Below are 23273 nucleotides of genomic sequence, written 5' to 3'. Positions count from 1 at the left end.
TTGCCAGCGCGGCGCCATCCGCTGCGCGCTTGACCGGCAACCCCTTGGAACAGATCGTCTAGCCGTCAAGCTTGGGAGTTGGAACGGATCCGGAGCGAGCCGGCCAGGTCGACCATCCGGATCTCCGGGATCAGCACGATATTGCCGCCGGCCTTGACGACGGCGGGGACCGCGCCGCCGTAGCGGGCGAACGAGAGGTCGCCGTCGACCAGTAGCTCGCGCGGGCCGATCCGGAACACGTACAGCTCGTCGTTCTCCAGCACGGTCCGGTCGTCGAGGTAGAACGTGCCGTCGGTCCACTCCGGCTCGAACGACTTGCGCACCAGGTCTCTGGCCTGCTCGTAGGTGATCATCCGGACTCCCGTACGGCGAACTCCAGTACGGCGGATCCGGGCGACGTGTCGTCCGTACGCGCGTACGCCGACCACTCGGCCAGCTCGAAGTAGTGCGACACGTCCGGGTCCGCCGTCTGCGGGTCGACGAAGCGCACCGTGCCGGCGGCGTTCTCGATGTTGAACACGTGGCCGCCGCCGAACCGCCACAGCACGGCGATGAAGCCACGCGCGCCCGGGCCGAACCCCTCGAAGAGATCGACGATCTGCTGCTGGCCGGCTTCGCGGAAGCTCACACCCCAGGCCCGCTCGACGTCGGCCAGCTGACGGCCGCCGAGGCCGGCCGAGCTGGGCAGCAACGCGGCCGGCAGTCCGGTCGCCTCCACGTTCAGGTCGCGCCGGCGCAGCTCGTAGACCTGGACGCAGTGGGTGCAGTTGAAGTCGTACGGATCCACGCGTTCACGTCCGCTCGGGCGGTACGGCCATGAAGTGATCCCATCCCTCGGTGAAAGCGCTTCAGTCTAGACCGGTCGTGGGTCGGCAGCCGGCCGAGCCGGATCAGCCGGATCCAGGGTTGTGGCGGGTGGGAACCCAGCCGGTGGCCGGCGGTTGCTGTGGCGGGTTCCGCGGAGGCGGTGCCTGGGGTGGTGGGCCGCCCGGCGGCTCCTGCCCCGCGGTACCGCCGTAGTAGCGCTCGGCCGTCGCGGCGCCCGGATCGGCGACCGGAGCCGGGCCGCTGCCGAGCTGGAAGACGTACGGCTCGTCGGAGTCTTCGCCGGCGTGGTGGCGTACGAGGTTGGCGACCACGCGGCCGATCTTGCGGGCGGCTTCGAGCGTGGGTTCGTGTACGTCGTCGAGCCGGGCCAGGCCGTCGGCGCGGATCGCCTTGTCGTGCGGGATCTCCACCAGTGCGGCGATCCGGCCGGGCAGCTGGGCGAGCTCGGTGTTCATCCAGCGGGGTGGATCGGTTCCGGCGGTGTTCGCGACGGCGACGACGAGGCGGTTGGTGGGCACACCGTCCTGCTCGAGCGCGGTGATCAGGCGGACGACCACGGCGGCGCCGAAGCCGTTGGCGGCGGTGACGAGGACGGGCACGGTGTCGGCGCGGCGCATCCAGGCGTCCAGCAGCGACTGGCGGACGGCCGCCCGGGCCGCGAGATGCGAGGCGACGATCGGAACGCCGATGTCGACGACGCCCGAGAACCAGCCACCGAGCTCGACGAGCTGTGCGTACCACCGCGGATCCTCCGGCAACGCGACCGGCGGCCGGGTCCACGGCCTGGTGTCGGCGAGCACGTCGTAGCCGATGCCTTCCCTGGCGTCGATCCCGGTGGCAGGCAACTCCTTCTTGCTGACCCTGCCGAGTGGTACGGCGCGGCGCGTCGAGGCCTCCTGGACGGCGGCGGTGTCGAGTCCGCGTCCGCCGACCAGCGCGGTGATGCCGGGTGCCTCGGGCCTGGCCATACCCACGCCCAGCCAGTCGGCCCACGGCGAGACCGCGCGAGGTGCGGGGTCGATCAGGACGGTACGGGTGGCCAGCGCGAACGACTGCGCCAGCAGGCCGGCCACGGTCGAGCGGCCGGCTCCACCGGAGGCGGCGAGCACGGGAACCAGCGCGCGCACCCCGTGCGGAGGGAGCAATGTGCTGGTCCGGGCCTTGCGCATGACCACATCAGACCAGCGGATGGCGCGCCGGGCAACCTCGGGGGTGGCCTACGGCCGGCCCGGGACCTGGTAGTTGCGCCGTGTCGCGAGCAGGCCGGCGACCAGCGCGACGAGCACGCCGGCTACCTGAATGCCCTGTCCGGTGGCGACCGCGGCACCGTCGTTGCCGAGCAGGTTGCCGATCCCGGTCGGACTGATCAGGAAGCCGACGAGGACGAACAACCCGAGCGCCGCTCCGACGGCAGGCGCCCACCGCCACGTCGCCAGGCCGACGAACAGGCAGCCGGCCAGCAGGATGAGGATGCCCGGCGGCGGATAGATCGGGAACTCGACACCCGATGCCCACAGCACCGAGATCCCGGCGGCACCGGCCAGCAGTCCGGCCAGCGCGGCGACTGTGGGCTTGGAGAACCTCTGCTGCTTCGTCATGCCAACCAGCGTCGTGGCCGCGCGGCCTGGCCGCGTCCGCTCGGGGAGGTGTTCCGTCGTACGCCGGCCGGCGTACGACCCGAGGCGGCGGTCAGTCGGTCGAGCTGAGCCCGCGGAACTCGGCGACCCGCTCCGGCTCGGTAGCCGGCAGCTGGGTGCGGCCGTAGATCCACAGCAGCAGGTCGGCCGCCGTGCCGGAGACCGTGGCCGGACCGTCGGCGCCGGGAGTCCACAGCAGGGCGGCGTTGGGGTCGGCCTGCGAGACGGTCCAGGAGGTGTCGAGGTCGGTGGCGGTGAACACGATCGGGCCGGACAGTGTGCGCCCGAGCCGCTGCACGTCTTCGGCGTCGGCCAGCGAGCAGGTGAGGAACTCCTCGACGCAGTCGGCCGCGATCTCGGGCACGATGCTCCACGGCTGCCCCGCGGCGTTGGCGGCGTCGAAGTGGTGGACCGCGGCCTCCTGCACCTGGTGGCGGGTGATGAACCCGACGTCTTGGCGGCCGGGGAACCAGGTCCAGACCGGCGCGGCCTGGTCGGCGGCGCCCAGCACCTCGACGAGCTGCGCGGCGCCGGTCTCGAACGTGGTCACCAGCTGGTCACGCTCGGGCCGCGCCGGGCGGCGGGATTCGGCAGGCGGCTCGGCGAGCCGGTCTCCGGCGATCGTGCGCCAGAACCAGTGGACGTCGGTCAGGTGCCAGACCAGGTCGGCGACGTCCCAGTCGGGGCAGTGCTCGACCTTGGCGTCGAGGTTGGTGCGTACGGCATCGGCGAAGCCGCTGGAATGGTGTGTGATCGCGGCCAGGCACGCGTCGGTGGAGAGACTCATGGCGGTAACCATAGGTGGGGGCACCGACATCGCTCACCTGGAATTCCGGCGGGCGTCACCGCTCCGGAGCGGCCTCCGGGTCGTGGCCGAGCAGGCCGAGGAACGTCCGGAACAACGCCGGCATGTCGATCTCGTCCGGGTCGAGCAGCCACTGCACCTGCATGCCGTCGAGCACGGCGATCAGCATCACCGCGGCCTGCTCGGGCGTGACGCCGACCGGCAGCCGGTCGGCGTACTCCGCGGCGAACCCCGCCGCCATCGAACGGCGTAGCTCGGCGTATCTCCGCTGGAAGAACTCACGCGCGGGATGGCCGTCGGTCACGCTCTCGCCGGACAGCACGGTGAAGGCCTGCACGAGCCCGTGGCGCTCCGTGTTGTGCTCGACCAGCCGGCCGAGCGCCTCCAGCCCGCCGGCCGCGGTGTGCGGCGTACCGAAGAAATGGTCGTGGTCGAGCTCGTCACGACGCGCCAGGACCGCCTCGAGCAGGAGCTCCTTGCTGCGGAAGTAGTGGAGGAGGCCCTGCTGCGTGAGCCCGACCCGCTGCGCGATCTCGGCCAGCGAGGCGCCCTTGTAGCCGCGCTCGGCGATCGTGGCGAGCGCCGCATCGACGATCTCTTCACGGCGGCTGGGCACGCAGGTAACCTACCGAGTACTCGGTAGGTCGTCCAGGAGGTCTGATGTCCGCAGAAGATGTGATCGAGGCCGCGCTCGGCAGGCTCGATCTGTCCACCAAGGCGAGGTTGCTCGCCGGCCAGGACATGTGGACGCTTCCGGCCGTACCCGAGATCGGCCTGCGGAGTCTCGTGATGTCCGACGGCCCGATCGGCGTGCGCGGCACCCGCTGGACCCCCGAGGACCCGTCCATCGCGCTGCCCAGCCCGACGGCCCTGGCCGCCACCTGGTCGCCCGAGCTGGCCCGCGAGGCCGGCCGGCTGCTCGCGCAGGAGGCTCGCCGTAAGGGCGTGCACGTCCTGCTCGCGCCCACGGTCAACCTCCACCGCTCGCCGCTTGGTGGCCGGCACTTCGAGTGCTACTCCGAGGACCCGCTGCTGACCGGCAAGATCGGTGCGGGCTACGTGCGCGGCGTGCAGGACGGTGGCGTCGGCACGACCGTCAAGCACTTCGTCGCCAACGACTTCGAGACCGACCGCTTCACCGTCGACGTGCAGGTGTCGGAACGCGCTCTCCGCGAGCTCTACCTCGCGCCGTTCGAGACCATCGTGCGCGAGGGCGGCGCGTGGGGCGTGATGACCTCGTACAACCAGGTCAACGGCACCACGATGACCCAGCACGCGGCGCTGGTCAACGGCGTGCTGAAGGGCGAGTGGGGCTTCGACGGCATCAACGTCTCCGACTGGACGGCCGCCCGCGACACGGTCGGTGCGGCGCTCGGTGGGCTCGACATCGCGATGCCCGGGCCGATGACCGTCTACGGCGAGGCGCTGGCGAAGGCCGTGTCGAACGGTGACGTACCCGAGGCGGTCGTCGACGAGGCGGTGCGGCGCGTGCTGCGGCTGGCCGCGCGGGTCGGCGCACTGGACGGCGTGCCGCCGGCCGTCACCCAGCTGCCGCCGCCCGTGGACGGTTCGGCGCTCGCGCGAAAGATCGCCGCACAGTCGTTCGTGCTGGTACGCAACGAGGGTGGTCTGCTGCCGTTGGCGCAGGCCCCCTCAGCACCACAGTCGGCTGCGGTAATCGGCGTGGCCGCCTCCGATGCCCGCGTGCTGGGCGGTGGCTCGGCGACGGTGTTCCCTCCGCACATCGTCTCGCCGCTCGAAGGGCTTCGCTCGGTGCTGCCGGTGACGTACGCGCTGGGCGCCGACCCCCGCGTCCGGCTGGCGCCTGCCCGGGCCGGCTTCACGCTGGAGGCGCGCTTCTGGAACGGGAACGGCGGGCTGCTCGGCGTCACGCCGATGGCCGACGGGAAGGCGCAGTGGATCGGCGAGCTACCCGGCGAGGTCGAGCTGGAGCCGCTGACGCGGGTCGAGCTGCTCGGCGAGTTCGTTCCGCAGAGGACGGGCACACACCGGTTCGGCGTCACCGGAGTCGGCGAGTTCCGGCTGCGGATCGACGGCATCGAGGTGTTCCGCGGGACGAACGAGGTCGAGGGCAACGACCCGGCGGCGTTCCTGAACCCACCGGAAGAAGTCGTCGAGGTTTCGCTGGAAGCCGGACGCGCGGTGCCGGTCTCGCTGACGTACAGCGTTCCCAAGATCCCCAACCTGCCGTTCGCGTTCGTGTCGTTCACGCTCGGGCACGCCGAGCCGACTGCTTCTGCTGACGAACTGATCGAGGAAGCCGTGGCGGCTGCCGCTGCCTCGGAGGTCGCGATCGTCGTCGTAGGGACGACCGAGGAGGTCGAGTCGGAAGGCTTCGACCGTACGACCCTCGCTCTGCCCGGCCGGCAGGACGAGCTGGTCGCCCGCGTGGCGGCGGCGAACCCGCGCACCGTGGTCGTCGTCAACGCCGGGTCTCCGGTCGAGATGCCGTGGCGCGAGTCCGTGGGCGCGGTCCTGCTGACCTGGTTCCCCGGCCAGGAGGCCGGCGCCGCCCTGGCCGACGTCCTGACGGGCGCTCTGGAACCGGGCGGCCGGCTCCCCACCACCTGGCCCGCCCGCGAGGCCGACGTACCGGTGCTTTCGGTGACGCCGGTCGACGGCGTGGTGCGCTACGACGAGGACCTCTTCATCGGCTACCGCGCCTGGCAGCGGGCGCTGCAGGAAACCGGCACCCAGCCGGCGTACTGGTTCGGGCACGGCCTGGGCTACACCGACTGGTCGTACGACGGCGTGTCCGTCGAGGGGCGTACGGTCTCGGTGTCGGTGCGCAACACCGGGCAGCGCCCCGGCCGCGAAGTCGTCCAGGTCTACCTCGCGGCCCGGATCGAGGACTCCCGTCCGATGCGCTGGCTCGCCGGCTTCGCGGCGGTGGAAGCCGCCCCGGGCCAGTCCGTCACCGCCACGATCGAGGTCGGCGAACGCGCCACCCAGATCTGGGACAACGGCGGCTGGGTCACCGTCCCCGGCGACTACCGCCTCGAGGTCGGCCGCAGCATCGCCGACACCCGCCTGGTGGGCACCTTCACCGCCTGACGGCGAGATGCGCCCGGCCGGCGCTGGGTATCGTGCCGGCCATGGGTGAGCTCGCGCCGGGGATTTATCAGCACCTTGTGACCCACGGCCTGGAAGGCCGGCTGGCCGACATCGAGCCGGAGCTGCTTCAGCTGGAGAACCTGGAGTCCGCGACCGCCCCCGACGTCCTGGCCCGGCATCTGGCTGCCCTGGCCCGGCGCGCGCTTCGTTCCGCGAGCTCGGACGATGTGGCCGTTCAGATCGAGATGGCGAACCGCATCGCCGACGCCATCGCGGCAACGGCGGCAGACGCCGTCGACCGGGACGATCTGGTGGCGGCCGCCAGCGAGCTGATGGCGGTGTCGCGCTGCCGTACGCCGGATGGCAAGCCGAGCTTTCCGCTGCGCCCGGAGATTCCGCTGTCCGCGAGCGCGTTGCTGGTCAACGGGCGCGGCCAGCCCGAGATCGGCCACGAGATCAAGCGAGAGCTGGCCTCGACCGGCAAGGTCGACCTGCTGTGCGCGTTCGTGAAGTGGAACGGTGTGCGGATCCTGGCGCCCGCGATCGAGGAGTTCCGGCAACGAGGTGGCGAGCTGAGGGTCGTCACGACGACCTACATCGGAGCGACCGACCAGAGCGCGCTCAACAAGCTCGCCGAGCTGGGCGCCAGGATCAAGGTGTCCTACGACGTGCACATGACCCGGCTGCATGCCAAGGCCTGGTTGTTCCGCCGTGAGAACGGCCTGTCGACGGCCTACGTGGGTTCGTCGAACCTGTCCAGGACGGCGCTCAGCCACGGGCTGGAGTGGAACGTCCGACTCGCCGAAGCCGAACAGCCCCATCTGATCGAGACGTTCGCCGCGACCTTCGACGACTACTGGAACGACTCGGAGTACGAGGACTACGACCCCCACGACCGTGAGCAGGCCGACCGGCTCGGCAGCGCGCTGGCCGAAGCCCGTGGCGAGCGGACGGGCGCAACGGTCATCGACCTGGCTCCGATCGAGGTTCGGCCCCGGACGTATCAGTCGGAGATTCTCGACGAGTTGGACGCCGAACGAACGGTGCACGGCTACTGGCACAACCTCGTCGTGATGGCGACGGGCACCGGAAAGACCGTCGTCGCCGGGCTCGACTACCGGCGGCTGCGTGAGGAGGGCAGGGTCGACTCCCTGCTCTTCGTCGCCCATCAGAACGAGCTCCTCACCCAGAGCCTGCTGACGTTCCGGCAGATTCTCCGCGACCACGCCTTTGGCGAGCTGTACGTCGGTGGCCGGCGGCCGGAGGACTGGAAGCACGTGTTCGCGTCGGTTCAGTCGCTCCATCGGCTCGACCTGGCGAACCTGGATCCGCGGCGGTACGACATGGTGATCGTCGACGAGTTTCACCACGCGGAAGCGCCGACGTACCGCCGACTGCTCGACCACCTTCGACCGCACGTGCTCGTGGGCCTCACCGCGACGCCCGAACGTTCCGACGGCTTGGACATCCGGAGCTGGTTCGACGGCAGGACGGCGGTCGAGCTGCGGCTGTGGGAGGCGTTGGAACGCAATCTGCTGAGCCCGTTCCAGTACTTCGGCATCCACGACGGAACCGACCTGTCCGGCATCGGGTTCAAGCGGGGGCAGGGTTACGAGGTCGGCGAGCTCACCAACCTCTATACGGGCAACGACACGCGCGTGGCCGTCGTTCTGCAGGCGGTGCGCGACAAGATCGACGATCCGGGACGGATGCGGGCGCTGGGGTTCTGCGTCAGTATCGAGCACGCGTTGTTCATGGCGGAACGCTTCGACCGCGCGGGAATCCCGTCCCGGGCGCTCACCTCACGAAGCTCCGCAGAGGAACGCGACCAGACGCTGAGAGACCTGCGCGAGCGAAGGATCAACGCCGTCTTCGCGGTGGATCTCTTCAACGAGGGCGTCGACATCCCCGAGATCGACACCGCGCTGTTCCTGCGGCCGACCGACAGCGCCACCGTCTTCCTGCAGCAACTCGGTCGCGGCCTGCGGCGGACGTCGGACAAGCCGTGCCTCACGGTGCTGGACTTCGTGGGGATGCAGCACAAGCAGTTCCGCTTCGACCGCAGGTACCGCGCCCTCAGCGGAGTCAGCCGGACCAGGCTGGCCAAGGAGATCGAGGACGGCTTCCCGACGCTTCCGCCGGGGTGCCACATCCAGCTCGACCGCGAGCTCGGCCGGATGGTGCTGCGCAACGTCCGGCAGGCTCTCGAGCTGCGCTGGCGAGACTTGGCGGCCGAGCTGCGTTCGTACGGCGATCCGTCGCTGCCGGAGTTCCTCGCGGAGACCGGCCTCGAGCTCGAGGACCTCTACCGACGTGGCCGCGCCGGCTGGACGGGGCTTCGCCGGACCGCGGGACTGGACGACGATCCGGCGGACGAGACCGACCGGAAGCTGGGGAGCGCGATCGGCCGCATGCTGCACATCGACGACCCGAGCCGGCTGGAGGACCTGGCGCGGCTGCCTGAGACGCCCCGAGCCGGCGTGCTGAACATGCTGGACGTGGCGTTGTGGGGCGGCAGCGACCGGAAGAGCGAAGCCGAGGAGCGGCTGCGGAAGCTGATCGACGAGCACCCACGACGCTGCGAGGAGCTCCAGGTGGTCGCTGACCTGCTGCGTGCCAAGATCCGGCGCGTGACGCCGGCGGTCGGCCTCCTGTGCCTGCATGCGCGGTACTCCAAGAACGAGGCGCTCGCCGCGTTCGGTGTCGACCGGCCCGCGCACGTACGGGAGGGCGTGAAGTGGGTGGCCGATGCCCGAGCCGACCTGTTCTTCGTCACGATCGACAAGGCCGAGGAGCACTACTCGCCGACGACGATGTACCACGACCGCGCGATCACGCCCGAGCTCTTCCAGTGGGAGTCGCAGAGCGTGCGCCGGCCGCATCATCGAGACCCGCAGCGCTACATCCACCACGAGGAGCTCGGCTCCACCGTCCATCTGTTCGTCCGGCAGTCCAACCGCGACGAGGGCTGGGGCGCGCCGCCTTATCTCTACGCTGGCCCGATGACATACGTCTCGCACCAGGGGTCCCGTCCGATCCGCTTCCACTGGCGGCTCCGGCACGCGTTGCCGGCCGACGTCTACCACTACGCCAAGGCGACGGTGGGCTGACATGTTGTACGGCGAGCTGGTGGACGAACTGGTCGAGGAAGCGCGCGGCGACGAGGAGATCGTCGGGGTGTTGCTGACGGGGTCGGTGGCTCGTGGGGACGCGTTGCCGGGTACGGACATCGACCTGCGCTATGTCGTCGCTGATGGGGTCGAGCGGGATGCGGCGAGCGTGGTCTGGCGCGGCGTGCTGGTCGAGCGGAGCTTCGCCGACGCCGCGGCCGCCCGGGCGGCACTCGAGGCGAATCCGATGCACGTCTACGCCTACCTGGACGGCCGCGTCCTGTACGACCCCCGCGGCGTACTCGACGAGCTCAGAGGACTGGCCGGACAACGCTTCCGCACCTACCGAACGCCGCCCGAGGAGAAGGCGAGGATCGCGTTCCTGCTCGGGTGCTCCCTGGACAAGATCGACGTCGCGCAGAAGGGCGGCGACCGGCTGAAGGCCGCGTTCGTGGCCGGGACCAGCTCCTGGGGAATCATCGAAGGGTTGTGGGCCGCCAACGACCGGCCGTTGCCGCCGAACAGTTCGGTGCGGCCACATCTCGACGACCTGAGGGCCGGCCCGGCCGAAGTGGCGGAGAAGTACGAGCGGTTGTTCCTCGGCGACACCGACGAGCGCATCGACACCGCCCGCGAGTTGATCGGCTGGATCGTGGCCCGGCTGAAGCAGCACTAGGCTCCCTCACCGTGACCCACGCGACCGAGATCGTGCTGCTCGGATACAACCCCGGCGTCCAGCTCGTCGGCGACGACGGCAGGCCGACGGCGTTCGTGTCGATCTGGGGTGTCGACTGGTCGCCGAAGGGGCACGGCCAGGCGATCGTCGCGGTGTACGAGGGGACGGTGCGGGTGCTCGGCCCGGACCCGGAGCTCGGCGGCTGGCTCGCGGAGTACTTCGTCCGCCACTTCCCGGACGTCGAGGGCCTGCGCTGGGCGGCGCCCACGATCGAAGAAGCGCCAGTGCACGTCGAGCTCGACCTGGCCGCAGGCGTCCACGCGCGGGCCGGGGACCTGGAGGTCCGGCTGGGCGACGTCCTCGCCCGGCGTCCCGTCAGCATCGACGCGTTCCCGCTCGGTGCCGACGTGCCGCCGCACGCCCTGACGATGGCGCTCGCCCCCTGCGCGAACGCCGAGATCACCGTCGGAGGACGAAGGCTGGCCGGCCACGTGAAGGTCAGCGGTCCGGCCGACCGGCCCTCCTCGACCGCCTACATCAGCCACTCGGAGACCTGGCGAAGGCCCGTGTAACCGAACCACCCACCCGCCGTCTAGTTATACGCATGACAAAGGGCCCCTCGCTCAGGCAGTTCGTAGTATCGAGCGAGGGGCCCTTTGCTTTCGGCCTACGGCCGGACGGCGGCTACTGCTTGATCGCACCCGCCGCCAGGTTGCCCAGGAAGTTCCTGGCGCCGATGAAGAACACGACGATCAGCGGGATCACCGCGAGCAGCGTGCCGGCCATGACCATGGAGTAATCGGTCTGGTACAGCCCGCGAAGCTGCGACAACGCGACCTGCAGCGTCACCTGGTCCGGATTGATCATGATCACCAGCGGCCAGACGTAGTCGTTCCAGGCGTTGATGAACGTGAAGATGCCGAGGAACGCCAGTCCGGGCCGCAGCAACGGCACGGCGACGCTCCAGTACTGCCGGAGGAAACCACAGCCGTCGATCTTGGCCGCGTCGAGCAGTTCGTTGGGCACGGCGTTCTCGGCGTACTGCCTGAGCAGGAAGATGCCGAACGCGCTCACCATTCCAGGAATGATCAGCGCCTGCAGCGTTCCGACCCAGCCGAGCTCCGACATGATGACGAACGATGGCACGAGGGACAGCTGGCCCGGCACCATGAACGTCGCCAGCAGGAAGACGAAAAGCACCCGCTTGGCCGGAAACTCGAACTTCGCGAACGCGAACGCCGCGAGCGAGGAGAAGAACAGCACGAGCACCGTGGTGAGCACCGAAACGATGACCGTGTTGAGCACCGAGCTCCAGAACGGGATGCCGTTGATCACCTTCTCGATGTTCGACCACAGGTTCGGGCCCGGGAACAGTCGAGGCGGATAGGAGAAGATGTCCTCGTTGCTGGTCGTGGACATCACGAACATCCAGTAGAACGGGAAGATCGAGACGATCACACCAATGACCAGCAGGACGTGCGCGACTACGCGCTTGATGGTTTCGGCGCCGTTCATGCGCGGATCGCCCCTCTCCGCAGGCTGCGAGTTCCGGCGCCCTGCACCAGCCGCCAGTTGATGATGGAGAACAGAATCATGATGACGAACAGGCCCCAGCCGATTGCCGAGCCGTAGCCGAAGTCGTTGTTGATGAAGGCCTGCTCGTACAGATAGAGGACCATGGTCTGGCCTTCGTTACCCGGGCCACCGTCGTTGCCGAGCAGCACCTGCGACTCCGTGAAGACCTGCATGCCGCCGATGGTCGACGTGATGACGGTGAACAGGATGATCGGCCGCAACATCGGAACCGTGATGCGGAAGAAGATCTGCACCCAGCTCGCACCGTCGACCCTGGCCTGCTCGTAGAGGTCGTTGGGAATCGCCTGCAGGCCGGCCAGATAGATCATCGCGTTGTAGCCGCACCAGCGCCAGACGATCATCGAGGCAACCGCTATCTTGACGCCCCACGGAGCGGTGAGCCAGTGGATCTGGCCGCCGCCGACCGCCTGGATTCCGGCGTTGATGAGCCCGAACTGGTCGCTGAAGATCGAGCCGAAGATGATCGCGATCGCGACGATCGAGGTCACGTTCGGCAGGAAGTACGCGATCCGGTAGGCGCTCTTGAACCGGATCTGCTGGTTCAGCATGAACGCGATGACCAGCGCGAGCGCCAGCATCGGGACCGTGGAGATGACCCAGATCTGGAACGTGTTGATGACCGACTTGTAGAACTGCGGGTCGCTCAGAAGGTACTGATACTGGCCGAGCCCGACGAACTTCATGTCGCCGATGCCGTCCCAGTCCTGGAACGACAAGTAGAGCGAGAAGATGATCGGGAAGACGCCGAATATGGCGAACAGGATGTAGAACGGCGAGATCGCCGCGTAGACGGGCAGTAGTTCGCGCCGTTTGCGCTGGGCCGGCGTTTCCGGTGCGGACGGCTGGGTTTCTTCGACCTGGGTCTTGGTGGTGGTAGCCATCAGATCAGCCCCCTGTGCTCGAGTTGGCGGTTGACCTCGTTGAGGGCGTCATCCCAGGCTCGGTCGGGCTTCTTCCCGGCCGCCCAGATGTTCGTCATCTGCTCGGTGATCGGTCCGCTGATCAGGTTGTCGTACGGGCTGAGGTAGACCGGCTTCACCTCGCCCGCGGACTTGCCGAAGACCTCGTTGATGATCTGGTTGCCGAAGAACTTCTCCTTCACGAGCACCTTCGGGCTCGTGAGTCCGGCCTTCGCCGCGGGGAAGAGCTGGATCTCGTTGTAGGCGCGGACCTGGTTGTCCGGGCTCTGCACCCACTTGATGGTCTCCCAGGCGGCCTCCGGATCGCGGGAGGCCTTGAGGATGGCGAGGAACGAGCCACCGCTGTTGCCCGCACCGCCGGGTGCCCGGCAGACCCGCCATTTGCCCTCGGTGTTGCCTGCCCCTTCTTTGAGCGGCGGTGCCATCCAGACCGCACCGACGAAGCTCGCCGCCGCGCCGGTCGAGAACGCGGCGTTCCAGTCCGGTGTCCAGTCCTCGACGTTGGCCGCGAGCTTGAGCTCGTTGGCCTGGACTGCCAGGTCCCAAGCATCCTTGATCTGGGGACCGTCGCCGATGAACTTGCCCTTCTCGTCCATGTACCGAGTCGCCTGCTGGGCGACGGCCTGTGAGAAGACCCGGTTGATGTTGTCCATCATGGCCTTGCCGGTCGCCTTCTTGTACTTCTCGCCGGCTTGGAGGTACTTCTCCCAGGTGTCGAGCTCCGCCGCCACGTCGTCCGGCTCGGTTGGGAGTCCGGCCTTCTCGAACAGGTCCTGTCGGTAGTACAAGGCGGTCGGCCCGGTGTCCATGGGGAAGCCGATCAGCCTCCCGTCCGGCGTGAGGCCGCGCTGCCATTTCCAGTCCAGGTAGTCGCCTTCGACGTCTTTGGCGCCGAGTTCGTTGAGGTCGTAGAACTGGTCCGCATCAGGGAAGTACGTTGCGACGTCCTCGTTCAACCCGGCCATGTCCGGGATGTACGCGTTGCCCGCCAGGCTGGTGAGCAGCTTGGCCTTGTAGTCGTTGGGCACCTTCTGCGGCTTCAGCTTGTGCCCGGTTACCTTGGGCGCCTGGGCCAGAATGTCGTCGCTTATGGACCGGTCCCAATACCAGAGACTAAGCGTGCCTTCCTTGGTCAGATAGCCGCCTTGGCCGCAGCCGGCGAGAACGACCCCGCCGAAAAGGCTGGCGCCCGCTGCGGCGAGGAAATGTCGTCGGGTCGTGCTCATACGTCCGCCTCACGTTCGAAGTCAGACCCAGCGATGTACGCGGATCTTGCGCGCGCACGCTACTTCCGAAAGGCCTGGTGAGGAAGATGTTTGCCGATTTCGGCAGTCGAACGGCAATCGAAACGCCGTGTTGACGTGCGTTTCTACGGGATCTGTGACCGGTTCGGTTTGCCCCGTTAACTCTGTTCGATATTTCGGTCAGGGTTTTCAACGTTGTCATGCAGGCGTTTGCGATCCGGCAGCTCGGCTTCGGCGTATCGGCCGATCCGGTGAGTGGAAACGGCGTCGACGACCGCACCGACGCCCCCACCCAGCAACGGCACCCTGCGGGTGACGGATATGCCGAGCCGCTTCCCGCCGATGCGCGCGGTCAGCGCCGCGCCGAGCTCGGTGGCGACCCGGTTGTCGAGCTCGGGGTCGGCGACCGGTGCGGTGGCAAGGGCGAGCGGGGTGGACGGCAGGTTGCCGCGCCGGATCAGCTCCTGCACCGTCTCCTCGCCGAGCAGGCAGGCGGTGATGGCGGTACGCACGCGTGGATCGGTCAGGTCGTAGCCGTGGACGTACGCGATCGCCGCGACCATCCGGGCCTGCAGGACGGCGAGCCCGGTGATGTTGGCGGGCAGCGTGATCGGCAGGATCGCGAATCCGCCGAGGCTCGTGACGAAGCCCTGCGCGCCGGCCAGCCGGACGTGCTGCTCGATGACGTCGTGGACCGCGCGCTTGATGTCGCGGTTGACTCGCCCGAGGGCGCGTTCGCCGACGGCGGTCGCACCCTGGAACCGCCCCTTGCCGTCGATCGCGGCGGCGAGAACGGAGCGGAACAGGTCGACAGCGGCCTGTGGCCGAACCTGACGTGTGACTGGCGCGAGTCCGCGCGCGACGATCTTTCCCACAGCCATGTGGAAGTCCCCTCGCCAAGTAGCTCAGGCCTGCCCGAAGCCCGGCTTCGGAGCTCCGGAGGGCCCGGAGACTTCTGCAGCCGTTGATCGAACTGTACGTCCTGTCCGCACCGAAGCGGCAACGTGTCCGGTTGTTGGCAGGATAGGACCCGTGCCGATCGAACCGCCTCCGTCGCGCTGGGAGTTCCCGCCACCAAGTCAGGCGGGCGACCGTGATCTGGTCGGGTACGGTGCCGACCTCGAGCCCGGGACACTGCTGCAGGCCTACCGGCGCGGGATGTTCCCGATGCCGATCCGCCTCGGCGGTGCGATGGTCTGGTGGTCGCCTCAACAACGAGGGGTGTTGCCGCTGGACAACCTGAAGGTGTCGCGGTCGTTGCGACAGGCGTGCAAGAAGTACGAGATCCGCATCGACACGTCGTTCGGTGAGGTGATCCGATCATGTGCCGATCCGACGCGGGACGGCGCGTGGATCAGTGCCGAGGTCATCGAGGCGTACGAGAAGCTGCACCAGCTCGGCTGGGCGCACTCCGTCGAGTCCTGGACGCCCGACGGGCAACTGGCGGGCGGGCTCTACGGCGTCGCGGTCAACGGGCTGTTCGCCGGTGAGTCGATGTTCCACCGCGCCAGGGACGCGTCGAAGGTCGCGCTGGTCGCGCTGGTCGAGATCCTCACCAGGGACGACCAGGGCAAGACGCGGCTACTGGACCTGCAGTGGCGTACGCCGCATCTGGAGTCGCTCGGTGCGGTTCAGGTAACGCGGGAGGAGTATCTCCGGATGCTGGATCAGGCGCTCCAGCTCTCGGCGCCGGAGGAGTTCGGCGGACCGCCGAGGTAGCGCCGGCTGGGCCGGACGTCGTTGTAGATCGGCGGCGGGTCCGCGGCCGGCTGGAGGTGCTGCGGGCGCTGCTCCGGCCCGGGCGGTGGTGCAGGAGGCGCGCCGGGTTGTGACCTGGGCAGAGGACGCGGCTGCCGCGTCCCGGCCTCGCTCTGGGCGGCCGGCGCGGCCGGCGGCCAGACGTACTCAGTGCCAGGCTCGGGCCCAGGTTCGGGCTCCGCGTCGGGCGAGGGCAGCGGGACCGGCCGCGGTCGCTGCCGAGGCGGGGCGGACTGCTCGGGAGAGCCGCCCGGCACGTCAGCATCGGCCGGCATCGGTGAACCGCCGTCGAGCGGCCAGGAGCCGCCCAGCCCGCGCGCCAGTGCGTCGATCAGCAGCGGAACTTCACGAGAGCGCAATCGGAAGGAACCGACACAAAGCCCGCTGCGCCAAAGGGACAATACGACCACACCGTCGGGCGACTCGTGATGCCATGAGATCCGCAGCGAACGGTCGCCGCCACGCGCATCGAGGAACACCTCGCCATGCGTGGGCAGCGTCGTCACGTCCGACATGCCTCGATGATGCCCCCGATCGGGCGTCGAATAAAGGATTTCACGCTCTCAATACGCTGTGACCACGCTATGTACCCACTCCGTTCTCGGTGATCAGGTGGATCTCGCACATCGGCCGCACTGATCCTGCGGGATTTGGGTGGAGATTGGCCGGACAAGGCAGGATGGGATCATGCCTGAGCTGCCCGAGGTCGAGGCGCTGGCCGGTTTCCTGCGCGAAAATGCGGTCGGCCACAAGATCACGCGCGTCGACGTGGTGACGATCAACGCGCTCAAGACGTTCTCGCCGCCGGTCACCGAGCTGGTCGGCCGTGAGATCACGGCGATCGACCGCTTCGGCAAGTTCCTGGACCTGGCCTGCGGCGACGACCTCCACCTCGTGATCCATCTGGCGCGGGCCGGCTGGCTGCGGTGGAACACCGGCATGTCGGCCAAGCCGCCGCGCCCCGGGCGTGGGCCGCTCGCGATGCGCGTCCACCTCGGCGACGGGCTCGGCTTCGACCTCACCGAGGCCGGCACCCAGAAACGGCTGGCGGCCTACGTCGTCGCCGACGTCTCGGAGGTGCCCGGCGTCGCCCGGCTCGGGCCCGACCCGCTCGCCGACGACTTCACGCTGGACACGCTCACCGAGATCGTCAAGGCCGCGGGCCGCGCGCAGATCAAGGGCGTGCTGACCGACCAGGCCAAGATCGCGGGCATCGGCAACGCCTACTCCGACGAGATCCTGCACGCCGCGAAGATGTCGCCGTTCAAGCCGGCCAGCGGGCTGTCCGACGACGAGCTCAAGACGCTCTACGACGCGATCGGCCGAGTTGAGCGCGATGCGGTCGAACGTTCTCGCGGGCTGGCCGCCAAGGACCTCAAGTCGGAGAAGAAGTCCGGCATGGCGGTCCACGGCCGCACCGGCGAGGCCTGCCCGGTGTGCGGCGACACGATCCGGGAGGTCTCGTTCGCCGACAAGAGCCTGCAGTACTGCCCGACCTGCCAGACCGGCGGCAAACCGCTCGCCGACCGGCGGCTGTCGCGTCTGCTGAAGTAGGCTCGCGCGGCGTGACAGGCGCCCGCGGAACCACCAGCCTCGGCTCCGCCATGATCGCGCTCACCGGTGCGCGGCTGGCGTCCGTCGTCGCGGTCTTCCTGGCCGGCGTGATCGCCGCCAGGCTGCTCGACCCGGCCGCGGTGGGTGTCGCCGGCGTCGGCCTGACGGTGGGCTGGGCGGTCGCGATCATCGCCAACGGCGGGCTCAACATCTCCGTCATCTACTTCCTCGGCCGGCGGCCGGACGAGCGCGCGCTGCTGATCCGGCGGTTCGCCGGGCTCGGACTGCTCGCCCTGGTCGCGGGCGTCGCGGTGACCGCGGCGGTCGCGCCGTTCGTGACCGCGTTCTCGCTCGACGGCCGACCGTCGGCCGGTCTGTTCGCCGGCGCCGCGGTGCTCGCGGCGGCGACGATCGGGTACGAGCTGGCGGGCGCCGGGCTGCTCGGGCTGGAGCAGCGCCGCCCCTACGTGCTCGCCGACATCCTCCGTTCGGTCGCGACGCTCGGCCTCACGGTGGTCCTGCTCGCGCTGGTCAGCCGTACGGCCGAGGGCTACGTGCTGGCCACCGGGCTCGGCGTCGCCGTACCGGCTGTGTTCGCGCTGGTCGTCGTGCGGCGGCGGGCCGGCCGGCTGGCGCCGTCGTACGACCGGCCGTTCAGCCGCGAGGCGCTCAAGATGGGCCTGGCCGGACAGCTCGGCAACGTCCTGACGTTCCTCAACCTGAGGCTCGACCTGCTGCTCGTGCCCGCGCTGCTACGGCTGGACCAGGCCGGCGTCTATTTCATCGCGACCCGGGTCTCGGAGGTCGTCGGCCAGGCGTCGACGGCGTCGGCGTCCATGTTGTTCCCGCACGTGGCCGGTCAGGGAGCCAAAAACGGTGGTGGCAGGGCGACCGCGGTGACCGAACGGACCAGCCGGCTCACGTTGCTGGCCACGCTCGCGGCCGCCGCTGCGCTGGCGGCGGTCTCGCCGTGGGTGCTGACGTTGTTCTTCGGCGCGGAGTACCACAGCGGCACGGTCGCGCTCCTGCTCCTGCTGGTCGCGATGCTGCCGCTCGCGCTGGCCCGGGTGCTCGCCGCCGATCTGAAGGGCCGCGGCCGGGCGGGGATGACGTCGATCGGCACCGGCATCGGCGCCGCGGTCAACCTGGTCGCCAACCTCGCGCTGATCCCGGGCTTCGGGCTGGCGGGTGCGGCGATCGGCTCGGTGCTGTCGTACGGCGTGATGGCCGGCGTGCTGCTCGCCTGCTACCGCCGCGTCACCGGCGGCGGCCTGCTCGCGTTGCTGCCGAGACCATCCGACGTGTCCGACGCGATCCGCCTCGTCCGCAAGCGGGTGCCGGGATGAGGCTGAGGCGGTATGCCGCACCCGCGGCGGGGCTGGCCTGCGTGCTGCTCCTGTTGCTGACGCTGCCCGCGTTGCTGCCGCGGGTCGCCGCCGAACGTACGGACCGGCCGGTCGAGCTCGCGGTCCCCGACTCGGTGCTGCAGACGTGGAAGTCGCCCGCCACCGAGCTCGAGGCGGCGGGAGTCTCCACGGTCGTGATCGGCATGCGCTACGACGACGACAACGTTCCCCAGGGCTACGACCCGCAGCGGCTGCGCGCCGCGCGGGCAGCCGGTCTCCGGGTGGTGCTCGCACTGCCGAACCTCGTGCCGCCGCGTACGACCGGCTGGCTGGAAGGCCAGGTGACGCAGGCGGTCTCGGCGACCACCGCGCGGATGGTGGTGACGCTCGGCGATCCGCTGCCGGAAGGTTTCGAGCGCTTCCTGGTCGAGCGGAGGCTGCTGCTGGGGCTGCCGGATCTGTCCTATCCGGAGCGCGCCGACAGCTACGCCGAGGCCATGCCGGGGCGGATCGTGCGGGCCCACTTCCTGCCGCTCGGACCGAGCTCCGACCTGGACTCCTTGAACGTACGGGCGCGGCGGGCGGAGAAGGAACGCGGTGTGCGGTTCGTGCTGATCCAGCCGCCGCGGCCCGACGTACCGGTGGCGCTGGATCGCGCGACCGCGCTGGCGCGGAGCATCGGCGAGGGTCAGCGGATCGGTGCGGCGGCGCCCATGCCGGCGGTCGATCCGCCTGGTCCGCTGGGATGGCTGAGCCCGGCGCTCGTGCAGCTGCTGGCGCTCGGGATCGGCGTGGCAGGCGCGACCGCGGCGGTCCTCCTCGTGCTGATTCGTGTTTCACGGTCTCCGGGCGTGCTGGGGTTCGGGCTGGGTGTGCTGTGCACGCTGACGACCGGGCTGGTCGTCGCGGCGCTGGGCAGCCGGAGCGAGTTCCTGGTCGGCGCGGAACGCTACGTCGGCGTGAAGCTCCTGCTGCTCACGCCGCCGGCGCTGATCGCGCTGGCCGGGCTGTGGGTCAACCGGCGGCAACTCGCGAAGGTCCGCTGGCGTCCGTGGTACGTGCTGATCGGCGGGCTGGTGCTGCTGGCGGGGGCCTACTACGTCCTTCGTTCCGGCAACTCCGGTGTCGCACCCGGCGTGGAGCTGCGGCTGCGCGACGCCCTGGACGAGACGCTGTACTCCCGGCCGCGGTTCAAGGAGGCCTTCCTCGGCTATCCGGCGCTGGTGCTGGCGGCGGGACTGCGGTCGCGGTGGCGGTGGGTGTTCGCGGTGCTCGCGGCGGTCGGAACCGCCGGCACGGTCGACACGTTCGCGCACTTCCACACGCCGCTGGGGGTCTCGCTGTTGCGTACCGGCTACGCGCTCGTGGTCGGCGTGGTGCTCGGTCTGGTCGCGCTCGCTGTGTGGCGGGCGGTCGCGCGGCGGAAGGAGGCCGCGGCATGAAGCTGCTGATGCTCGGGTACTTCGGCTTCGGCAACGCCGGCGACGAAGCGATCCTCGCGGCGGAGATCGAGGTGCTGCGCTCGGAGCTGGGGCCGTCCGTGGAGTTCACCGTGGTGTCGGGCGATCCGGAGCACACGGGCCGGGTGCACGGGCTCGAGGCCGTCTCTCGTACGGACTATCGAGGACTCGTCGCGGCGATCCGCGACTGCGACGCGCTGGTCGCGGGCGGCGGGAGCCTGCTGCAGGACGTCACGAGCGCCCGGCCGGTCGCGTTCTACGGCGGTGTGATGCTGCTGGCGCGGATGCTGCGGAAGCCGGTTTTCGTCTACGCGCAAGGGCTCGGGCCGATCCGGCGGCGGGTGAACCGGTTGCTCGCGGGCCTGGCGTTGCGGTCGGCGACATACGTCTCGCTGCGCGACGAGGAGTCGGTTGCGCTGGCGGAGGCGCTTGGCGTACGCGGTGCGGTGCTGGTGCCCGATCCGGTCCTGGGACGGAGCCTCGGCATTCCTGGGCCGGGCGAGACGCTGGCGGTCGCGCTGCGACCGTGGCACGACCAGGAGAGCTGGCTGCCGGAAGTCGTCGCGGCCCTGAAGGCAGTTGGTTCCGATGACACAGAGATCGTCCTGGTCGCGTTCCATGGCGCGCAGGACGTCGAGCTGGCATCAGAGGTCTGCGCGGCGGTGGGTTCCGGGGCACGCGTCGTGTCCGGCGACCATGAGACGGTGCTGGCGGCGGTCGCGGGTGCGCGGGCGACACTGGGTATGCGGCTGCACGCGCTGATCGCCGCGGCGGCGGCCGGGCGGCCGTTCGTGGCGCTGTCGTACGACCCGAAGGTCACCGCGTTCGCGCGGCAGGTCGGCAGGCCGGTCGTGGCGACGCTGCCGGGACCCGTTGACCCGGAGGCACTGGCGGCCGAGATCCGGTCGGCACTGGCGATGGAGACCGAGCGATATGCGGAGTATGGCCGCTACACCGGCCGGCTGTCCGAGTTGCGGGCCCATGCCAGGGGGCCGGCAGCCCGAATCGCGGAAATTGTGGGATCTCGACACGATCTCAGGCGGCCCGGGTGACGCGCATGCAGCGTGAAGCGGTATCAGTTGTCCAGGAGTTGTCCACAACTACAACATGTCCACAGGATCATGTGGGGGGCGCGCGAATGGGCCGGGACGGCTTATCGTGACTACAAGGGGAAAGCGACCAGGGACAGCACGACTATGACGGACCCGAACGACGCGACGACACCACTGTCACGCATGCGGTTTTCATGGCAGCGCGGACAGGGCAGTGGTGTGCCCGCGACCGATTCGCCGTCCGCCCCCGAGCAGGAGTCCCCGCCGGCGGGCGAAGGGGTGTGGGTGCCGGACGGCTGGGAGCAGCAGCAGTCGCCCGAGCAGGCGCCATCGCCACCGCAGCCTCAGGAGCAGCAGCCGCCCCGGCAGGCCCCGCGCCATGCCCAGCAGGTGCCGCCCGACCAGCCGGCGACCCGCCGCAGCGCGATCCGTCCGGCCGCACCGCCGGAGCCGGGCTACTCCGAGCCTCAGCCGCAGGCCGGCTATCCGGAGCCGCCTGCCGGCTATGCCCAGACGGCGCCGCCGCCCGCGGCGCAGCCTGCGGCGCAACCCGTGGCCCAGCCCTACTCCCAGGCTTCCGCCCCGCCCGTTCCACCGCCTGCCGCGCCCTCGGCACCGGCCGAGCAGCCGGTCTACCGCGCCGGCACCAGCCAGCCCGGAGCGGCCGACGGCTATGCCTACGCCGGGCAGCAGGCAGCGCCGGCATACGACGACGCCGTCCGGTTCGAGGAAGGTGACTTCGGCTCCGCCCGACCAGAGCCGCCGCGTTCCCGACAGGCGAAGCCGAGTCAGTCACGCTCTTCCTCCAGCAGGGGGCGTAAAACCAAACGCGACCGATTCGACGTCCCACCCCCGGGCGGACGGTTCTCCGGCGGACGCGGCACCCATGCGTTCGTGCGTGCGACGGTCGTCGTCACCACCTGCCTGCTGGCGCTCGGCATCGTCGGCTACGTCGCGTTCTCCTTCGGCGCGCTCGCGGTCCAGGACAACACCTACTCTCTGAATCCCAAGGACATCGAGCGCTATCGGCTGACCGAGTTCCCGCTCGCGCAGGCCGGCCAGTTCGCCTCCGACTACACCCGGATCTGCCTGACCCACAACCCCGCGCCTGGTGCGCCCGAGCAGCGCGAGGCCCGGCTCGAGCACTACGTCTCCGAGGGCGTCGACTCCGCGTGCGGCTGGAACGGCAAGGGCGAGCAGACCGTCCAGGACGCCACCTGGACCGGCGAGTCCGAGCCGGTCGACGTCGGCGGCTACCAAGGCCACACGCGAGCGATGACCGTACGCGTGCTCACCAGCACCGGCAGCCGGATCGTGACCGTGCCGGTCTACGTCGCCAACCTCGCCACCGGCGAAGGCATGCGGATCGTCGGTGACGTCGGCGAGGTGCCGCAGCCGAGCCTGGCCAGGGCACCCAAGCCGCAGCCCGGCGCCGCCTCCGACAACGCCCTGGCCAACGCCTTGCGCGACGGCGAGTTCTTCGCACAGTTCTTCACCGCTTGGGGCGACTCCAGCAGCGCGTCCCTGCAGCGTCTGGTCACGACCGACGCCACGGTCGCGGCCACCGGCGGCCTGGCCGGGTCGCTCAACGAGCCACAGATCGACCGGGTGCAGGTCTTCTTCCCGTCGGGCGTCACCGAGTCCGACCAGGACTTCACCTGGAAGCGTGGTGCCGTGACAGAGGCCTGGGTATGGGTGACCTGGCACAATCCCAGTGCCGGCGCCGACGCTCAGGAGACCCGCGCCTACCGCCTCCAACTCGTCAAGCAGACCGAGGGCAAGGATCCCGCGCAGGAGTGGGCCGTTCGCGACATTCGTGGCGGCGTGCCGGACCTCGGGGGAGGTTGACGGTGGATGCCTCCGTTGGAAGCACACCTGCTGACAAGCGGCTCTAGCGAAAAGGAATGACGGATGATCGTAGCGGTCTCAACACTTGATGCGCTGTTCAACAACATCAAGGACGTCCTTGGTGGAGTGGCGATTACCGCGCTCGCGGTCGCGTTCATCATCATCGGGTTCAAGATCATGTTCGCGATCCGCAGCGGTGACAACATCCGGGCGGCGATCCAGAACATCGGCGTTGTGGCGTTTGCTGCTCTGATCATTGGTGGCGCCTCCGGTATCGCGAACCTGCTGATGGCCCTTGGTCAGCAGATCGGTGGCGAATGAAGGTCGCCACCGCAGCAGCGGCACGACTGAGGAGCTAACGCAC

Annotated in this window: 22 protein-coding genes; 11 read left to right on the top strand and 11 right to left on the bottom strand. The window is 69.5% G+C overall.

Going from position 1 to position 23273, the window contains the following annotated elements:
* Nucleotides 1–65: 65 nt before the first annotated feature.
* From ACYVF6_RS06975 to ACYVF6_RS06950, 6 genes are all read right to left on the bottom strand, one after another.
* On the bottom strand, nucleotides 66–353 hold the full coding sequence (locus ACYVF6_RS06975; protein ID WP_460517342.1) for a hypothetical protein: 288 nt from the start codon (nucleotides 351–353) through the stop codon (nucleotides 66–68).
* Nucleotides 350–787, bottom strand: coding sequence for a toxin glutamine deamidase domain-containing protein (locus tag ACYVF6_RS06970; protein ID WP_460517339.1), 438 nt, complete (start codon nucleotides 785–787; stop codon nucleotides 350–352). The genes ACYVF6_RS06975 and ACYVF6_RS06970 overlap by 4 nt, the downstream gene beginning before the upstream one ends.
* A 103-nt stretch (nucleotides 788–890) precedes the next feature.
* Nucleotides 891–1997, bottom strand: a complete 1107-nt coding sequence (locus ACYVF6_RS06965; protein ID WP_460517336.1) for a hypothetical protein — start codon at nucleotides 1995–1997, stop codon at nucleotides 891–893.
* 48 nt (nucleotides 1998–2045) lie between these two features.
* Entirely contained in the window at nucleotides 2046–2426 is a 381-nt protein-coding gene (locus ACYVF6_RS06960; RefSeq protein ID WP_460517333.1) for a hypothetical protein, read from the bottom strand.
* A gap of 91 nt (nucleotides 2427–2517) precedes the next feature.
* A complete protein-coding gene (locus tag ACYVF6_RS06955; RefSeq protein WP_460517330.1) occupies nucleotides 2518–3252 on the bottom strand; it encodes a maleylpyruvate isomerase family mycothiol-dependent enzyme in 735 nt (244 codons plus the stop codon).
* 55 nt (nucleotides 3253–3307) lie between these two features.
* The gene (locus tag ACYVF6_RS06950; RefSeq protein ID WP_460517327.1) at nucleotides 3308–3886 is read right to left on the bottom strand and encodes a TetR/AcrR family transcriptional regulator; all 579 of its coding nucleotides are present in this window, start codon (nucleotides 3884–3886) and stop codon (nucleotides 3308–3310) included.
* A 44-nt stretch (nucleotides 3887–3930) separates the two neighbouring features.
* Between ACYVF6_RS06950 and ACYVF6_RS06945 the strand changes: the two genes are divergently transcribed.
* Genes ACYVF6_RS06945 through ACYVF6_RS06930 form a run of 4 tightly spaced genes read left to right on the top strand, consistent with a single transcriptional unit; the run spans nucleotide 3931 to nucleotide 10703 of the window.
* Entirely contained in the window at nucleotides 3931–6345 is a 2415-nt protein-coding gene (locus ACYVF6_RS06945; protein ID WP_460517325.1) for a beta-glucosidase H, read from the top strand.
* A 41-nt stretch (nucleotides 6346–6386) separates the two neighbouring features.
* Complete coding sequence (locus tag ACYVF6_RS06940) at nucleotides 6387–9455, top strand: DUF3427 domain-containing protein (protein WP_460517323.1); 3069 nt, start codon at nucleotides 6387–6389, stop codon at nucleotides 9453–9455.
* A 1-nt stretch (nucleotide 9456) separates the two neighbouring features.
* Nucleotides 9457–10131 carry a nucleotidyltransferase domain-containing protein gene (locus ACYVF6_RS06935; protein ID WP_460517320.1) on the top strand — a complete coding sequence of 225 codons (675 nt, stop codon included), beginning with the start codon at nucleotides 9457–9459 and terminating at the stop codon, nucleotides 10129–10131.
* Nucleotides 10132–10142: 11 nt separating this feature from the next.
* Complete coding sequence (locus ACYVF6_RS06930) at nucleotides 10143–10703, top strand: hypothetical protein (RefSeq protein WP_460517317.1); 561 nt, start codon at nucleotides 10143–10145, stop codon at nucleotides 10701–10703.
* Nucleotides 10704–10815: 112 nt separating this feature from the next.
* On the opposite strand, the gene ACYVF6_RS06925 is transcribed toward ACYVF6_RS06930, so the two are convergent.
* The 4 genes from ACYVF6_RS06925 to ACYVF6_RS06910 all read right to left on the bottom strand — a co-directional run bounded on the left by ACYVF6_RS06925 (nucleotide 10816) and on the right by ACYVF6_RS06910 (nucleotide 14772).
* The gene (locus ACYVF6_RS06925) at nucleotides 10816–11646 is read right to left on the bottom strand and encodes a carbohydrate ABC transporter permease (RefSeq protein WP_460517314.1); all 831 of its coding nucleotides are present in this window, start codon (nucleotides 11644–11646) and stop codon (nucleotides 10816–10818) included.
* Nucleotides 11643–12608 carry a carbohydrate ABC transporter permease gene (locus ACYVF6_RS06920; protein ID WP_460517311.1) on the bottom strand — a complete coding sequence of 322 codons (966 nt, stop codon included), beginning with the start codon at nucleotides 12606–12608 and terminating at the stop codon, nucleotides 11643–11645. The genes ACYVF6_RS06925 and ACYVF6_RS06920 overlap by 4 nt, the downstream gene beginning before the upstream one ends.
* Nucleotides 12608–13873, bottom strand: a complete 1266-nt coding sequence (locus tag ACYVF6_RS06915) for an ABC transporter substrate-binding protein (protein ID WP_460517308.1) — start codon at nucleotides 13871–13873, stop codon at nucleotides 12608–12610. Before ACYVF6_RS06915 ends, ACYVF6_RS06920 begins: the two co-directional genes overlap by 1 nt.
* A gap of 176 nt (nucleotides 13874–14049) precedes the next feature.
* Complete coding sequence (locus tag ACYVF6_RS06910; protein WP_460517305.1) at nucleotides 14050–14772, bottom strand: EcsC family protein; 723 nt, start codon at nucleotides 14770–14772, stop codon at nucleotides 14050–14052.
* A gap of 151 nt (nucleotides 14773–14923) precedes the next feature.
* Between ACYVF6_RS06910 and aat the strand changes: the two genes are divergently transcribed.
* Complete coding sequence (gene aat, locus ACYVF6_RS06905; RefSeq protein WP_460517302.1) at nucleotides 14924–15610, top strand: leucyl/phenylalanyl-tRNA--protein transferase; 687 nt, start codon at nucleotides 14924–14926, stop codon at nucleotides 15608–15610.
* Here the strand turns inward: aat and ACYVF6_RS06900 are convergent.
* A complete protein-coding gene (locus ACYVF6_RS06900) occupies nucleotides 15559–16164 on the bottom strand; it encodes a hypothetical protein (protein WP_460517300.1) in 606 nt (201 codons plus the stop codon). The two genes, aat and ACYVF6_RS06900, sit on opposite strands and share 52 nt — an antisense overlap.
* Before the next feature lie 172 nt (nucleotides 16165–16336).
* On the opposite strand from ACYVF6_RS06900, the gene ACYVF6_RS06895 reads away from it, so the two are divergent.
* The 6 genes from ACYVF6_RS06895 (at nucleotide 16337) to ACYVF6_RS06870 (ending at nucleotide 23230) form a co-directional block, all read left to right on the top strand.
* Nucleotides 16337–17203: an Fpg/Nei family DNA glycosylase gene (locus ACYVF6_RS06895; protein WP_460517297.1), complete on the top strand. Its 867-nt coding sequence runs from the start codon at nucleotides 16337–16339 to the stop codon at nucleotides 17201–17203.
* Nucleotides 17204–17214: 11 nt separating this feature from the next.
* Nucleotides 17215–18549 carry a lipopolysaccharide biosynthesis protein gene (locus ACYVF6_RS06890; protein ID WP_460517294.1) on the top strand — a complete coding sequence of 445 codons (1335 nt, stop codon included), beginning with the start codon at nucleotides 17215–17217 and terminating at the stop codon, nucleotides 18547–18549.
* On the top strand, nucleotides 18546–19991 hold the full coding sequence (locus tag ACYVF6_RS06885) for a DUF5693 family protein (RefSeq protein ID WP_460517291.1): 1446 nt from the start codon (nucleotides 18546–18548) through the stop codon (nucleotides 19989–19991). Before ACYVF6_RS06890 ends, ACYVF6_RS06885 begins: the two co-directional genes overlap by 4 nt.
* On the top strand, nucleotides 19988–21061 hold the full coding sequence (gene csaB / locus ACYVF6_RS06880) for a polysaccharide pyruvyl transferase family protein (RefSeq protein WP_460517288.1): 1074 nt from the start codon (nucleotides 19988–19990) through the stop codon (nucleotides 21059–21061). Before ACYVF6_RS06885 ends, csaB begins: the two co-directional genes overlap by 4 nt.
* A gap of 144 nt (nucleotides 21062–21205) precedes the next feature.
* Nucleotides 21206–22909, top strand: coding sequence for a conjugal transfer protein (locus ACYVF6_RS06875; RefSeq protein WP_460517285.1), 1704 nt, complete (start codon nucleotides 21206–21208; stop codon nucleotides 22907–22909).
* A gap of 63 nt (nucleotides 22910–22972) precedes the next feature.
* Nucleotides 22973–23230 (top strand): hypothetical protein, encoded by a 258-nt coding sequence (locus ACYVF6_RS06870; protein WP_460517282.1) that lies wholly within the window; start codon nucleotides 22973–22975, stop codon nucleotides 23228–23230.
* Nucleotides 23231–23273: the final 43 nt, after the last annotated feature.

It is taken from the genome of Flindersiella endophytica, from assembly GCF_054779015.1.
This window is presented reverse-complemented; position numbering and strand designations above follow the sequence as displayed.

Excerpts from the sequence above, each read along its gene's own strand:
- ACYVF6_RS06975 (WP_460517342.1), bottom strand. The coding sequence starts at position 353 with ATGATCACCTACGAGCAGGCCAGAGACCTGGTGCGCAAGTCGTTCGAG.
- ACYVF6_RS06965 (WP_460517336.1), bottom strand. The coding sequence starts at position 1,997 with ATGCGCAAGGCCCGGACCAGCACATTGCTCCCTCCGCACGGGGTGCGC.
- ACYVF6_RS06960 (WP_460517333.1), bottom strand. The coding sequence starts at position 2,426 with ATGACGAAGCAGCAGAGGTTCTCCAAGCCCACAGTCGCCGCGCTGGCC.
- ACYVF6_RS06955 (WP_460517330.1), bottom strand. The coding sequence starts at position 3,252 with ATGAGTCTCTCCACCGACGCGTGCCTGGCCGCGATCACACACCATTCC.
- ACYVF6_RS06945 (WP_460517325.1), top strand. The coding sequence starts at position 3,931 with ATGTCCGCAGAAGATGTGATCGAGGCCGCGCTCGGCAGGCTCGATCTG.
- ACYVF6_RS06940 (WP_460517323.1), top strand. The coding sequence starts at position 6,387 with ATGGGTGAGCTCGCGCCGGGGATTTATCAGCACCTTGTGACCCACGGC.
- ACYVF6_RS06935 (WP_460517320.1), top strand. The coding sequence starts at position 9,457 with ATGTTGTACGGCGAGCTGGTGGACGAACTGGTCGAGGAAGCGCGCGGC.
- ACYVF6_RS06925 (WP_460517314.1), bottom strand. The coding sequence starts at position 11,646 with ATGAACGGCGCCGAAACCATCAAGCGCGTAGTCGCGCACGTCCTGCTG.
- ACYVF6_RS06920 (WP_460517311.1), bottom strand. The coding sequence starts at position 12,608 with ATGGCTACCACCACCAAGACCCAGGTCGAAGAAACCCAGCCGTCCGCA.
- ACYVF6_RS06915 (WP_460517308.1), bottom strand. The coding sequence starts at position 13,873 with ATGAGCACGACCCGACGACATTTCCTCGCCGCAGCGGGCGCCAGCCTT.
- ACYVF6_RS06910 (WP_460517305.1), bottom strand. The coding sequence starts at position 14,772 with ATGGCTGTGGGAAAGATCGTCGCGCGCGGACTCGCGCCAGTCACACGT.
- ACYVF6_RS06900 (WP_460517300.1), bottom strand. The coding sequence starts at position 16,164 with ATGTCGGACGTGACGACGCTGCCCACGCATGGCGAGGTGTTCCTCGAT.
- ACYVF6_RS06895 (WP_460517297.1), top strand. The coding sequence starts at position 16,337 with ATGCCTGAGCTGCCCGAGGTCGAGGCGCTGGCCGGTTTCCTGCGCGAA.
- ACYVF6_RS06885 (WP_460517291.1), top strand. The coding sequence starts at position 18,546 with ATGAGGCTGAGGCGGTATGCCGCACCCGCGGCGGGGCTGGCCTGCGTG.
- csaB (WP_460517288.1), top strand. The coding sequence starts at position 19,988 with ATGAAGCTGCTGATGCTCGGGTACTTCGGCTTCGGCAACGCCGGCGAC.
- ACYVF6_RS06875 (WP_460517285.1), top strand. The coding sequence starts at position 21,206 with ATGACGGACCCGAACGACGCGACGACACCACTGTCACGCATGCGGTTT.
- ACYVF6_RS06870 (WP_460517282.1), top strand. The coding sequence starts at position 22,973 with ATGATCGTAGCGGTCTCAACACTTGATGCGCTGTTCAACAACATCAAG.